We start from the raw sequence: 13607 nt of genomic DNA, 5'->3' as shown, positions 1-13607 counted from the left end.
CAAGGAGCTCGGCGATGACCGACACCCTGCGCCACTATATCGGCGGCGAACGCGTCGCCGCCGACGCCCCGGCCGAAAGCCTCAACCCGTCCAACACCAACGACGTCGTCGCCAAGGTCCCGATGGGCGGCCAGGCCGAGGTCGACGCCGCCGTCGACGCGGCGAAAAAGGCTTTCCCGTCGTGGTCGGAAGCCTCGCCGGAAGTCCGCTCGGACCTGCTGGACAAGGTCGGCTCGACCATCATCGCCCGCAGCGCCGATATCGGCCGCCTGCTGGCCCGCGAAGAGGGCAAGACGGTCGCCGAGGGCATTGGTGAGACCGTCCGCGCCGGCCGCATCTTCAAGTACTTCGCCGGCGAGGCCCTGCGTCGCCACGGCCAGAACCTGGAAAGCACCCGTCCCGGCGTCGAGGTGCAGACCTATCGTCAGGCCGTCGGCGTGTTCGGCCTGATCACGCCCTGGAACTTCCCGATCGCCATCCCGGCCTGGAAGGCGGCTCCGGCCCTGGCCTTCGGCAACACCGTGGTGATCAAGCCGGCCGGTCCGACCCCGGCCACCGCCAACGTGCTGGCCGATATCATGATGGAATGCGGCGCCCCGGCCGGCGTCTTCAACATGCTGTTCGGCCGCGGTTCGATGGGCGACGCCCTGATCAAGCACAAGGACGTCGACGGCGTCTCGTTCACCGGCTCGCAGGGCGTGGGCGCCCAGGTCGCCGCCGCCGCCGTGGCCCGCCAGGCCCGCGTGCAGCTGGAGATGGGCGGCAAGAACCCGCTGATCATCCTGGACGACGCCGACCTGGAGCGCGCCGTCGCCATCGCCCTGGACGGCTCGTTCTACGCCACCGGCCAGCGCTGCACCGCCAGCTCGCGCCTGATCGTCCAGGACGGCGTCCACGACAGGTTCGTGGCCCTGCTGGCCGAGAAGGTCGCCGCCCTGCGCGTGGGCGATGCGCTGGACCCCAACACCCAGATCGGCCCGGCCGTCTCCGAAGACCAGATGGAGACGAGCTACAAGTACATCGACATCGCCACCTCGGAAGGCGGCCGCGTGGTCACCGGCGGCGAGCGCCTGAAGCTGGAAAATCCCGGCTGGTACGTGCAGCCGACCCTGATCGCCGACACGCAGGCCGGCATGCGGATCAACAACGAGGAGGTCTTCGGCCCCGTCGCCTCGACCATCCGCGTCGGCTCGTATGAAGAGGCCCTGGAGGTCGCCAACGGCGTCGAGTTCGGCCTGTCGGCCGGCATCGCCACGACCTCGCTGAAATACGCCCGCCACTTCCAGCGTCACGCCAAGGCCGGCATGACCATGGTCAATCTGGCCACGGCCGGCGTCGACTACCATGTGCCGTTCGGCGGCTCGAAGAGCAGCTCGTACGGCGCGCGCGAACAAGGCTTCGCGGCGGTCGAATTCTTCACCCAGACCAAAACCTCCTACTCGTGGTCCTAAGCAGCATGTCGTCAGCCATCTATCCCAGCCTCAAGGGCAAGCGCGTCGTCATCACCGGCGGCGGCTCGGGCATCGGGGCCGGCCTCACCACCGGGTTCGCGCGGCAGGGCGCGGAAGTGATCTTCCTCGACATCGCCGACGAGGACTCCAGGGCGCTGGAAGCCGAGCTTTCGGGTTCGGCCATCCCGCCGGTCTACAAGCGCTGCGACCTGATGAGCCTGGACGCGATCAAGGCGACCTTCGCCGAGATCGGCGACATCGACGTGCTGGTCAACAACGCCGGCAACGACGACCGCCACAAGCTGGGCGACGTGACCGGCGCCTACTGGGACGAGCGGATCAACGTCAACCTGCGCCACATGCTGTTCTGCACCCAGGCCGTCGCCCCAGGCATGGCCAAGCGCGGCGGCGGTGCGGTGATCAACTTCGGCTCGATCAGCTGGCACCTGGGCCTGGAGGATCTGGTCCTCTACGAAACCGCCAAGGCCGGCATCGAGGGCATGACCCGGGCCCTGGCCCGCGAGCTGGGCCCCGACGACATCCGCGTCACCTGCGTGGTGCCGGGCAACGTCAAGACCAAGCGCCAGGAGAAGTGGTACACGCCCGAGGGCGAGGCCGAGATCGTCAAGGCCCAGTGCCTGAAGGGCCGCCTCGTGCCCGAGAACGTCGCCTCGCTGGTGCTGTTCCTGGCCTCGGACGACGCTTCGCTCTGCACCGGACACGAATACTGGATCGACGCGGGCTGGCGTTAGAGCGTGGCAGCCGAAAGTGTGAGCGGTTTCGGCGCCCGCCACGCTCTAAGTGTTAGAGATAGAGCCTGTTTATCCGTTTCTGATGTTTCCATCAGAAACGGACAGGCTCTAGCCCGAGACGACCGTTTCGAGCGGGGGCCTTCCCTGAAGCGCCCCGCCGCCGTATCGAACGCAGGTTACGGCTTTACGGAGAAGTTTCGAACATGACCGCCGCCACCTGCGTCTGGGATCTCAAGGCCACGCTGGGCGAGGGCCCCGTCTGGCACGGCGACGCCCTATGGTTCGTCGACATCAAGGGCCGCAAGATCCACAACTACAATCCGGTGACTGGCGACCACTTCAGCTTCGACGCCCCGGATCAGGTCGCCTTCCTGGCGCCCCTGCCGGATCGCGGCGGGTTCGTGGTCGGGCTGAAGGGCGGCATCCATCGCTTCCATCCGGCGATCGGCTTCCGCCCGCTGATCGAGGTCGAGGATCAGGCGCTCGACAACCGGCCCAACGACGCCACCGTCGACGCCGCCGGCCGCCTCTGGTTCGGCACCATGCACGACGGCGAAGAGAACAAGAGCGGCTCGCTCTACCGCATGGACGCCCAGGGCGTGGCGCGGATGGACAAGGACATCTGCATCACCAACGGCCCGTGCGTCTCGCCCGACGGCAAGACCTTCTACCACACCGACACGCTGGAAAAGACGATCTGGGCCTATGACCTGGCCGAAGATGGGACGCTGTCGAACAAGCGCGCGTTCGTCCATGTGAAGCTGGGCGACGACATCTATCCGGACGGGACGGTCGTCGATTCGGAAGGCTGCCTGTGGATCGCCCTGTGGGGCGGCTTCGGCGTCATCCGCGTGTCGCCCGCCGGCGAGATCGTGGGCCGCATCGAACTGCCCGCGCCCAACGTCACCAAGGTCTGCTTCGGCGGGCCGGATCTGAAAACCCTGTTCTTCACCACCGCCCGCAAGGGCCTCAGCGAAGAGACCCTGGCCCAGTATCCGCTGGCCGGCGGTCTGTTCGCCATCGGGGTCAATATCGCGGGCCAGCCCCAACACGAGGTACGCCTTGTCTAACCGTACGCCCCGCCGGTTCCGGTCCCGCGATTGGTTCGATAATCCCGACCACATCGACATGACGGCGCTCTATCTGGAGCGCTTCATGAATTACGGGATCACGCCGGAGGAGCTGCGCAGCGGCAAGCCGATCATCGGCATCGCCCAGACCGGCAGCGACATCTCGCCCTGCAACCGCATCCACCTCGATCTGGTGACGCGCGTGCGGGACGGGATCCGCGACGCCGGGGGCATCCCCATGGAGTTTCCGGTCCACCCGATCTTCGAGAACTGCCGTCGCCCGACGGCGGCGCTGGACCGGAACCTCTCCTATCTGGGTCTCGTCGAGACCCTGCACGGCTATCCGATCGACGCCGTGGTGCTGACCACCGGCTGCGACAAGACCACGCCCGCCGGGATCATGGCCGCCACCACGGTCAACATCCCGGCCATCGTCCTCTCCGGCGGTCCGATGCTGGACGGCTGGCACGAGAACGAGCTGGTCGGCTCGGGCACGGTGATCTGGCGCTCGCGCCGCAAGTTGGCGGCCGGCGAGATCACCGAGGAAGAGTTCATCGACCGCGCCGCCTCGTCGGCCCCCTCGGCCGGCCACTGCAACACCATGGGCACGGCCTCGACCATGAACGCCGTGGCCGAGGCCCTGGGCCTGTCGCTGACCGGCTGCGCGGCCATCCCGGCTCCCTACCGCGAGCGCGGCCAGATGGCCTACAAGACCGGTCAGCGGATCGTCGACCTGGCCTACGAAGACGTGAAGCCGCTCGACATCCTGACGAAGAAGGCCTTCGAGAACGCGATCGCCCTGGTGGCGGCGGCCGGCGGCTCGACCAACGCCCAGCCGCACATCGCGGCCATGGCCCGTCACGCCGGCCTGGAGATCACCGCCGACGACTGGCGCGCGGCCTACGACATCCCGCTGATCGTCAACATGCAGCCGGCCGGCAAGTATCTGGGCGAGCGCTTCCACCGGGCCGGCGGCGCCCCCGCCGTGCTGTGGGAGCTGCTGCAGCAGGGCCGCCTGCACGGCGACGTCCTGACCGTCACCGGCAAGACCATGGCCGAAAACCTCGAGGGCCGCGAGACCCACGACCGCGAGGTGATCTTCCCCTACGCCCAGCCCCTGGCCGAGAAGGCCGGCTTCCTGGTGCTGAAGGGCAACCTGTTCGACTTCGCGATCATGAAGTCCAGCGTGATCGGCGCGGACTTCCGCGAGCGCTACCTGAGCCAGCCGGGGCAAGAGGACATCTTCGAGGCCCGCGCCATCGTGTTCGACGGCTCGGACGACTATCACGCCCGCATCAACGATCCGGCGCTGGAGATCGACGAGCACTGCATCCTGGTCATCCGGGGCGCGGGTCCGATCGGCTGGCCCGGCTCGGCCGAGGTGGTCAACATGCAGCCGCCGGATCACCTGCTGAAGAAGGGGATCATGAGCCTGCCCACCCTGGGCGACGGCCGCCAGTCGGGCACCGCCGACAGCCCCTCGATCCTCAACGCCTCGCCGGAAAGCGCCATCGGCGGCGGCCTGTCGTGGCTGCGCACCGGCGACACCATCCGCATCGACCTCAACACCGGCCGCTGCGACGCCCTGGTGGATGAGGCGACCATCGCCGAGCGCCGGAAGGAAGGCATTCCGGCTGTCCCGGCGACGATGACTCCCTGGCAGGAAATCTACCGCGCCCACACGGGCCAGCTGGAGACCGGCGGGGTGCTGGAGTTCGCCGTGAAGTACCAGGACCTGGCGTCGAAACTACCCCGGCACAACCACTGAGACCGAAGAAGCCCCGGAGCGATCCGGGGCTTTTTTCTAGTCCTCGCCGCGCGAGAACGATCGCCGCTCGGCCCGTCGCCGAGAACGGCCGTGGGCCAGCGCCTCGGCCGCCGTGGCGGCGACGGCGCTGGCCGTCAAGGCCCAATGGGGCGTCAGCATGGCGGCTTGGCCGGTGCGGCGCTGTTGTCCGCCCAACCAGGCTACCGCGACGCAGTCGCAGCCAAGTAAACCAGTTTGACCACCCAAAAGGACATTAAGAAAGTCCTAAAAAATCTGCAGTCAATTGTAAAATTCTCTCCTAGGTTGAAACTCAAAACGAGGTTATGCTCACGAGACCGGGGGCGGTTTTTTTGAGCGCGGACAGCATGTTATCGGTGAGCCGAGCCCTGGATGAACGCAAGGAATCGCCGACCCTGGTGGTCGTGACGAGTGCGCTCCAGCTCGCCCTGGTGGTGCTGGTCTGGCTGCTGGTTCTCATCCCCGCCGCCATCGCGGCCTTAACCATCCTGACGGTCAAAACCGTGCGCGCCCTCCTTCGGCGGCCCGCCGTGTCCTCGCCGCCAATCGAGGAGGACAAGTCATGAGCATTCGCGCCGCCCAGACTCCGGACCTCGGCCCCCTGGCCCGCCTGTGGTGGCAGGGCTGGCGTGACGCCCATGTGCCGCTGGTCCCGAAGGCCCTGGCGACCCGACGCACGCTGGACAGCTTCATCGTCCGGATGGCCATGGCCCTGCCCCACGTCCGCGCCGTGGGGCCGGTCGGCGCGCCGCTGGGCTTCCACCTGATCAAGGACAACGAGCTGAACCAGCTCTATGTCGAGGAAGAATCCCGCGGCGCCGGCATCGCCGCCCTGCTGATGGCCGACGCCGAGGACCGCCTGCTGGAAGCCGGGGTCAAGACGCCCTGGCTGGCCTGCGCCATCGGCAACACCCGCGCCGCGCGCTTCTACCAGAAGGCCGGCTGGGTCCTGACCGGAACCCAGACCATTCCGACCGAGATTCCGGGCGGCTGGTACCCTCTGAAGATCTGGCGCTACGAGAAGCGGCTGAGCGCCCGGCCCTGGACCTGGCATGAGATCGAACAGCTCGGGCCGCGCCTGTCCCCCGCCGAACCTGGCGGCGAAGCCCAGGATCGCCGGGCGCATCTTTTCCGCGCGCCGCGGACGATCATGTAGCGCCGCCGTCCGGCCTCGCCGCCGGACACCCGATTTCCATTCCGCCTTGTCCGCCCTCGCGCGTCCTACGAAACGGACGTCGCGGAAACCCGCGCGCCTCTGCTATCGATGAGGCGCAGGGGTGAGTCCCGCGCACGGGCATGGGGTCGCCAGAACCACCGCTTGCGCGCTGATACCGGTAACACTAAGGTCGCCGGCAACCAAAGGTCTGACAAGGACCGCGAGGGCATCAAACGGGGCCGGTAGGCCCAACGGGGAGGAAACCTGTGGCTTCAGTATCCAACGCCGGTCCGAGCGCCAGCATGAGCGCCGACGGGCTGAAGGTCAACATGGCCTTCATCGCCGCGATCGTCGCCGTCGCCACCATCGGCGGCTTCATGTTCGGCTATGACAGCGGCGTCATCAACGGCACGCAGACCGGCCTGAAGGCCGCCTTCAACCTGACCGAGGCCGGCGAGGGCCTCAACGTGGCCGCCATCCTGCTCGGCTGCGCCTTCGGCGCCTTCGCCGCCGGCCGCCTGGCCGACGTCTGGGGCCGTCGCACGGTGATGATCATCTCGGCCCTGCTGTTCGTGGTCAGCGCCCTGGGCACGGGCGGGGCCCACACTTCGCTGGTCTTCGTGATCTTCCGCCTGATCGGCGGCCTGGGCGTCGGCGCCGCCTCGGTGCTGTGCCCGGTCTACATCTCGGAAGTCACGCCGGCCAATATTCGCGGCCGCCTGTCGTCCGTGCAGCAGATCATGATCATCACCGGCCTGACCGGCGCCTTCCTGGCCAACTACGCCCTGGCCCACACCGCCGGCAGCTCGACCGCCGAGTTCTGGCTGGGCCTGCCGGCCTGGCGCTGGATGTTCTGGATGCAGGTCATCCCGGCCGGCATCTTCTTCTTCGCCCTGCTGGTGATCCCGGAGAGCCCGCGCTACCTGGTCGCCAAGGGCAAGGACGCCCAGGCCGAAGCCATCCTGTCGCGCCTGTTCGGCCCCGGTCAGGGCGCCGCCAAGGTGGCCGAGATCCGCGCCTCGCTGGCCGCCGACCATCAGCCGAAGTTCTCGGATCTGCTGGATCCGACGACCAAGAAGCTGCGCCTGATCCTGTGGGCCGGCCTGGTCCTGGCCGTGTTCCAGCAGCTGGTCGGCATCAACATCGTCTTCTACTACGGCTCGGTGCTGTGGCAGTCGGTGGGCTTCACCGAGGACGACAGCCTGAAGATCAACATCCTGTCAGGCGGGCTGTCGATCCTGGCCTGTCTGCTGGCGATCGGCCTGATCGACAAGATCGGCCGCAAGCCGCTGCTGCTGATCGGCTCGGCCGGCATGGCCGTGACTCTGGGCGTGATGACCTGGTGCTTCTCGACCGCCACCACCATCAACGGCGCCCTGCACCTGGACGCCAGCGTCGGCCCGATCGCCCTGATCGCCGCCAACCTCTATGTGATCTTCTTCAACCTCTCCTGGGGTCCGGTGATGTGGGTCATGCTGGGCGAGATGTTCCCCAACCAGATGCGCGGTTCGGCCCTGGCCGTCTGCGGCTTCGCCCAGTGGATCGCCAACTTCGCGATCTCGTTCAGCTTCCCGATCATGAAGAAGGCGAGCCTGCCGGCGACCTATGGCTTCTACGCCGTCTGCGCCGTGATCTCGTTCTTCCTGGTCCAGAAGCTGATCGACGAGACGCGCGGCAAGGAACTGGAGGCGATGGAGGGCTAAGCGCCCCCGCCACCCGCTGAATGCGAAAGCCCGGAAGGTTCGCCTCCCGGGCTTTTTCTTTGCCGCTTCCCCATGTGCGACAAAAAATGACACCGGTGGACATCACCTTCGCCCTACCGATAGTTTGGCGCTAACGAGCGCCTCTTCGTGCAAGGGGGCGTAGGGTTCGGGAGGCATTACCATGGTCGACATCAACCGCCGCGGCGCGCTGGGCTCGCTGCTGACCGGCGCCGGCCTCGCCGCCCTTCCCGCCGCCAGCGAAGCGGCCCAGATGGGCCTGCCGCCCGCCAACACCACGTCAAAAGTCATGGGCGGCCCGACCTGGGTCAAGGGGATCGAGGGCCAGCGCAAGGCCGACCTCGGCGACGGCACGTTCCTCAATCCGATCCTGGCCGGCGACCACCCCGACCCGTCGATCCTGAAGGACGGCGACGACTACTACATGACCCATAGCTCGTTCGACGCCTATCCGGGTCTGCTGATCTGGCGCTCCAGGGACCTGGTGAACTGGACGCCGGTCGTCACCACGCTGAAGACCAATGTCGGCTCGATCTGGGCGCCGGAGATCTGCAAGCACAAGGGCCGCTACTACATCTACCTGCCGGCCAAGCAGCCCAACAACAACACCAGCTATGTGATCTGGGCCGACAGGATCGAAGGCCCGTGGTCCGAGCCGATCGACCTGAAGCTGCCCCGCTATATCGACCCCGGCCACGTCGTCGACGAGCATGGCGAGCGCTGGCTGTTCCTGTCGGGCGGCGACCGCATCAAGCTGGCCCCGGACGGCCTGTCGACCGTCGGCCAGCCCGAGCACGTCTATAATCCGTGGCGCTATCCAGACACGTGGGACGTCGAGGGTTTCTCGCCCGAGGGTCCCAAGGTGATGAAGCGCGGCGAGTACTTCTATCTGGTCACCGCCGTGGGCGGCACGGCCGGCCCGCCGACCGGCCACATGGTCATCGTGGCGCGGTCGAAGTCGCTGGCCGGCCCGTGGGAGGACCACCCGCGCAACCCGGTCGTCCGCACCGTCGACAACAGCGAAAAGTGGTGGTCGCGCGGCCACGCCACCCTGGTCGAGGGGCCGACGCCCGGCGACTGGTGGACCGTCTATCACGGCTACGAGAACGGCTATTACACGCTTGGCCGCCAGACCCTGCTGGCCCCGGTCACCTGGACCGCCGACGGCTGGTTCGAGGTCGGCGGCGGCGATCTCTCGCAGCCGATCAGGAAGCCGAAAGGCGGCAAGCCCGGCCCGCACGGCAAGGCCCTGTCGGACGACTTCCGCACCGACAAGTACGGCGTGCAGTGGGCGTTCTTCGATCCGAAGCCCGGCGAGCGGAGCCGCATCAGTCGCGCCCATGGCGTCATGACCCTGAAAGGCGCCGGCGAGGCCCCGTCCAGCGGCGCGCCGCTGATCTTCGTCAACGGCGACCAGGCCTACGAGATCGAGTGCGAGATCGAGGTCGACCCGGACACCCGCGCCGGCCTGATCCTGTTCTACGACCGCCAGCTCTATTGCGGCCTGGGCTTCGACGCGAAGAATTTCGTCACCCACCAGTACGGCATCGAGCGCGGGCGGCCCGCCAACCCGCACGGCGCCCGAATGCTGATGAGGCTGCGCAACACCCGCCACATCGTGGCCTTCCACACCAGCGGGGACGGCGGCCAGACCTGGAAGCGCTTCGACCGTGGGATGGAGGTCAGCGGCTATCACCACAATGTCCGCGGCGGCTTCCTGATGCTGAAGCCGGGCCTCTACGCCGCTGGCAAGGGCTCGGCGCGGTTCCGGAACTTCCAGTACCGGGCGCTGGACTAGATTTCCGATAAGTGTGAAGCGGCTATCGGATCGAAAAATGCTCTAAACTTTTGAAATAGAGCCTCAAAGGCCGGTCAGCGTTCTGACGCAGGCCTGCCGCTGGTCCGGCGGCAGATTCAGCGGAACGGACAGGCGCTGGAAGGTCACGCGCGTCTTGCCCTCGGGCTTGTAGCGGATCTCCCGCTCCACGCCGGCCGCGTCAGCGACACGATAGGTCAGATCAACGCTGGAGTCGTTCGCCGCCCCGCCCTCGCGGCCCAGCCGCTTCATGCCGTCACGCAGGCCCGCGGCATATGCGGGCCCAACTGGATCGACACCCGCGAAGACACCTTTCGCGGCGGTGGCGTCGGTGTCGAAGCCGACATCGAAATTGGGCTGGATGACAGTCTCCACCGTCAGGCAGGCGAAAGCGTCGGGCGGTAGGATCAAGGTCTCGCCGCGCATCTCGTAGCGGTCGATGTCCGGCAGGGCCGAGCGTCCGGCGATCTTCTCGAAGGCCACCTCGAAGTTCGGCCGCAGCCCACTCTCGGGATTCCGGCTCTTCAGCAGGCGCATCTGTCGCATCACCATGTCCAGACCGCGCCCGTCCCGGCGTAGCTGGGCGTCGAACAGGGCGGCCAGCATCGCCCCGCGCTTGTAGGCGACGTCCTCGACGTCGTGATCCGTCCAGTAGACTTCTGTGATGCGCTTCTCGGTAGCGTTACGGGCCGGCGAGACGCCATAGGCGCGCAGCCATTCGTTCCAAGACGCGACGTAATCCTCCAGGCTGAACAACCCGGCGCGAAGCAGCAGTCGCTTCGTGTAGAAGTCGGTGAAGCCCTCTGACAGCCAGGCCGTCGAGCGGTGCGCGGCTTGGGCGCCTAGCTGGCCATTGTTCCAGGTGTGGAAATACTCATGGGCCAGCAGGGGGAGCACCTCCTTGAGGCTCAGCGAGGTTCCGACCCATAGCGCGAAGCCGTCGGTGCGCCCCGTGCCGCTGTAGGCCTCGAAGACCCGGGGGACCAGCGGCGCCAGGGTGACCAGGAACGGGCTCGCGCCATCGCCCCAGAAGTCGCGTTCGGCCTTGATGATGCGGAAGGCCGCGTCGGCGAAGATCGGATCGTCGAAGCGGTCGAAGGTTCCCAGCGCCGCGATCCGCGTCCCCGCGTTGGCGCCAGCGCCGTTGATGATCCGCAAGCGCGGCGAACCCATCACGACGCCATGCAAAACGTCCTCGACCGCCTGGGGGCCTGGTGCGCTCAGGTCGGAGACGAGGCGAAAGCCCTCGGGCGCGCCGCCCCAAGCGAAGGTCGCCGCTTCGTCGCGCCGGCCGGCCGGAAAGGCGAAGACCACTTCACCCGCCGCATAGAACCAGTCGGGCAGGATGATCGGCTTGGTCTGGGTCTCGTCCTGAGTGGTCGGCGCCTTGTCGTAGCCCGAACGGATCTGGTAGCGCGCGTGCAGCGCCGCGCCCGGCGCGGCGTGGATCTCGGCCCCGCCCTCGGGCCTGGGCGTGACAGACCTGGCGCCGGTGATCTCCAGGCCTTCGGCGAAGCGGCCAGGCCGGGTGTCGCCCTGGAAGCTGTCGATGAACTTCAGGACCGTCAGTCCGTCCTTGTCGCCCTTGAAGTCGATATCGACCGCCAGGGCCTTCAGCGCGCCGTTCTCGATGACCGGCGACAGGGCGTAGCGGACGGGCTCGGCCTTCGCCGCGGCCCCCAGCAGGAGCGCGACCAGCACCCCGACGGACAAACGCCTCACGCCCCGACTCCGACAACCTCAGATCGCGCTTAGCCTAACGAACGACCGAAGGTCCAGCTAGTCGCCCCACACCGCGTATCGGCCACGACCACCATCATCGGTGCGAGGATGACCGTCAGGCCCGGGACACGGCGCTGGGGGTTTTCGGCCCCTACCCCAACAGGTGCCGCACCGTCGACCGTAGCACCGCGGCCAGGGCCTCGCGGTCGAGATCGGGGTGGTTGACGCCGCGCATCAGCAGGCCGTCGAAGATCATGCCGACGACCTCGCAGCGCGCCTGGAACTCGGCCTCGCTCCACTCGGGCTTGCGATCGCGCCCCATCATGGTCTGGGCCAGGGCCCGCTCCTGATCGTCGGCGGCGCGGACGATGGCGGCGACCTTGGGATTGCGGGCGGCCTCGGCCACGACTTCCAGGGCCAGCGTCGCGCGGCGCGGATCGAAGCACTTGTCGATGCCCTCGGGCAGGTGCGCCTCGATCGCGTCCAGCAGGGCGCCCGGCCGACTCTCCATCTCGGCGAACTTGTCGCGCATCTCGGCCAGGTCCTGGGCGACGATGGCGGCGATGATCGCCTCCTTGTTCTCGAAATAGCGATAGATCTGCCCGACGCTCAGGCCGGCCGCCTTGGCGATGTCCGCCATGCTGGCGCCGTGGAAGCCCGACTGCCTGACCCGCTCGCACGCCGCGTCCAGAATCTGCTGGCGACGCGATTCCGGCGACGGTCGGCTCGGATGCGTCTCGTCAGACATCGAAGGTTTCACTTGGGAATTTCCCGCTTGGCATTACATTTCCGTTAGGTCAGGCGACGGCATGGGGTGCGGAGGTTGACTTGCGACACTACCGCACCTATGTCCAGCCCACTTGAGAATGAACGTTCATTCTCAAATTGTTCATCATGCCGGTTTCGTCAAGGGCAATAGCCCGCGAAGCCACCGCATCCGGGGTCAAATATGCAATTCCAACGCTCGGCCGCGATCACGGCCGCGGGGCTCTCCGCCGTCGCTCTCACCCTCGCCGCCTGCGGTCAGGGCAAGGGAGGCGCTGGCGGCATGGGCATGGGCGGTCCGGCCGAGGTCGGCTACGTCGTCGCCCAGACCCAGCCGGTCGGCCTGACCACCGAACTGTCGGGCCGCACCTCGGCCTTCCTGGTCTCGGAGGTTCGCCCGCAGGTGGGCGGCGTGATCAAGGCGCGCCTGTTCACCGAAGGCTCGACCGTCCGCGCCGGCCAGTCGCTCTACCAGATCGACCCGGCGACCTATCAGGCCACCGTCAACAGCGCCGCGGCCGCCCTGGCCCAGGCCCAGGCGACCGCCACGGCCGCCAGGCTGAAGGCCGACCGCTACAAGGGTCTGGTCGAGACCGGCGCGGTGTCCAAGCAGGACAATGACGACGCCCAGGCCGCCGCCCTGCAGACGGCCGCCGCCGTCGCCGTGCAGAAGGCCGCGCTGGACAACGCCCGCATCAGCCTGAACTACACCCGCGTCGTCTCGCCGATCTCGGGCCGCATCGGCAAGAGCGCGGTGACGCCGGGCGCGCTGGTCACCGCCAGCCAGGCCGCTCCGCTGGCCACGGTCCAGGACCTGTCGAAGATCTATGTCGACCTGACCCAGACCTCGGCCGAGCTGCTCAAGCTTCAGCAGCAGTTCGCCAGCGGCAAGGTCGGCCGCACCAATTCCGCCCAGGTCACCCTGACGCTGGAAGACGGTTCGACCTATCCGATCCCGGGCCGCCTGGAGTTCTCGGACATCACGGTCGATCCGGGCACAGGCTCGGTGACCCTGCGCGCCATCTTCCCGAATCCGAACGGCCAGCTGCTGCCCGGCATGTACGTCCGCGCGGCCCTGGGCCAGGGCGTGGCGCCCACCGGCATCCTGATCCCGCAGGCGGCCATCCAGCGCGACCCGAAGGGCGCCGCCATGGTCAGCGTGGTCGGCGCCAAGGGCGCCGAGCCGCGTCCGGTGACCCTGGGCCAGACGGTCGGCGACAAGTGGCTGGTCACCAGCGGCCTGAACCCAGGCGACAAGGTCATCACCGAGGGTCTGCAGAAGCTGCGCCCCGGCGCGCCGATCAAGCCCGTTCCGGCCGGCAGCAAGCCCGCCGCTCCGCAGCAAGCCCAACACTAAGGCGGGCCCAC

Annotated in this window: 12 protein-coding genes; 9 read left to right on the top strand and 3 right to left on the bottom strand. The window is 67.6% G+C overall.

Annotated features, from left to right (window positions below; translation table 11 throughout):
* The first annotated feature begins 14 nt into the window (after window positions 1-14).
* The 4 genes from AC07R7_RS07430 (at window position 15) to xylD (ending at window position 5041) form a co-directional block, all read left to right on the top strand.
* Window positions 15-1451, top strand: a complete 1437-nt coding sequence (locus AC07R7_RS07430) for an aldehyde dehydrogenase family protein (RefSeq protein ID WP_492837118.1) — start codon at window positions 15-17, stop codon at window positions 1449-1451.
* Window positions 1452-1456: 5 nt separating this feature from the next.
* Window positions 1457-2203: a D-xylose 1-dehydrogenase gene (gene xylB, locus AC07R7_RS07425; RefSeq protein WP_494634684.1), complete on the top strand. Its 747-nt coding sequence runs from the start codon at window positions 1457-1459 to the stop codon at window positions 2201-2203.
* Window positions 2204-2406: 203 nt separating this feature from the next.
* Window positions 2407-3273 carry a D-xylonolactone lactonase gene (xylC, locus tag AC07R7_RS07420; RefSeq protein WP_494634683.1) on the top strand — a complete coding sequence of 289 codons (867 nt, stop codon included), beginning with the start codon at window positions 2407-2409 and terminating at the stop codon, window positions 3271-3273.
* Complete coding sequence (xylD, locus tag AC07R7_RS07415) at window positions 3266-5041, top strand: xylonate dehydratase XylD (protein WP_494634682.1); 1776 nt, start codon at window positions 3266-3268, stop codon at window positions 5039-5041. The genes xylC and xylD overlap by 8 nt, the downstream gene beginning before the upstream one ends.
* A gap of 36 nt (window positions 5042-5077) precedes the next feature.
* On the opposite strand, the gene AC07R7_RS07410 is transcribed toward xylD, so the two are convergent.
* Window positions 5078-5200 carry a hypothetical protein gene (locus tag AC07R7_RS07410; protein WP_494634681.1) on the bottom strand — a complete coding sequence of 41 codons (123 nt, stop codon included), beginning with the start codon at window positions 5198-5200 and terminating at the stop codon, window positions 5078-5080.
* A gap of 191 nt (window positions 5201-5391) precedes the next feature.
* On the opposite strand from AC07R7_RS07410, the gene AC07R7_RS07405 reads away from it, so the two are divergent.
* From AC07R7_RS07405 to AC07R7_RS07390, 4 genes are all read left to right on the top strand, one after another.
* Window positions 5392-5625 (top strand): hypothetical protein, encoded by a 234-nt coding sequence (locus AC07R7_RS07405; RefSeq protein WP_492837122.1) that lies wholly within the window; start codon window positions 5392-5394, stop codon window positions 5623-5625.
* Window positions 5622-6215, top strand: a complete 594-nt coding sequence (locus AC07R7_RS07400; RefSeq protein ID WP_492886206.1) for a GNAT family N-acetyltransferase — start codon at window positions 5622-5624, stop codon at window positions 6213-6215. The genes AC07R7_RS07405 and AC07R7_RS07400 overlap by 4 nt, the downstream gene beginning before the upstream one ends.
* 266 nt (window positions 6216-6481) lie before the next feature.
* Window positions 6482-7918, top strand: coding sequence for a sugar porter family MFS transporter (locus tag AC07R7_RS07395; protein WP_494634680.1), 1437 nt, complete (start codon window positions 6482-6484; stop codon window positions 7916-7918).
* 181 nt (window positions 7919-8099) lie between these two features.
* Window positions 8100-9734, top strand: coding sequence for a family 43 glycosylhydrolase (locus AC07R7_RS07390; protein WP_494634679.1), 1635 nt, complete (start codon window positions 8100-8102; stop codon window positions 9732-9734).
* A 63-nt stretch (window positions 9735-9797) separates the two neighbouring features.
* Here AC07R7_RS07390 and AC07R7_RS07385 read toward each other — a convergent pair whose 3' ends face one another.
* Complete coding sequence (locus AC07R7_RS07385) at window positions 9798-11474, bottom strand: M61 family metallopeptidase (RefSeq protein WP_494634678.1); 1677 nt, start codon at window positions 11472-11474, stop codon at window positions 9798-9800.
* A gap of 151 nt (window positions 11475-11625) precedes the next feature.
* Window positions 11626-12222: a TetR/AcrR family transcriptional regulator gene (locus tag AC07R7_RS07380; RefSeq protein ID WP_494634677.1), complete on the bottom strand. Its 597-nt coding sequence runs from the start codon at window positions 12220-12222 to the stop codon at window positions 11626-11628.
* Window positions 12223-12423: 201 nt separating this feature from the next.
* Here AC07R7_RS07380 and AC07R7_RS07375 point away from each other — a divergent pair, with 201 nt between their 5' ends.
* Window positions 12424-13596, top strand: coding sequence for an efflux RND transporter periplasmic adaptor subunit (locus tag AC07R7_RS07375; protein ID WP_494634676.1), 1173 nt, complete (start codon window positions 12424-12426; stop codon window positions 13594-13596).
* The last annotated feature ends 11 nt before the right edge of the window (window positions 13597-13607 follow it).

The organism is Caulobacter sp. GW821-FHT05F04, assembly GCF_059419665.1.
The sequence above is the reverse complement of the archived record's forward strand: the minus strand, read 5'-3'. Positions and strand labels throughout refer to the sequence as shown.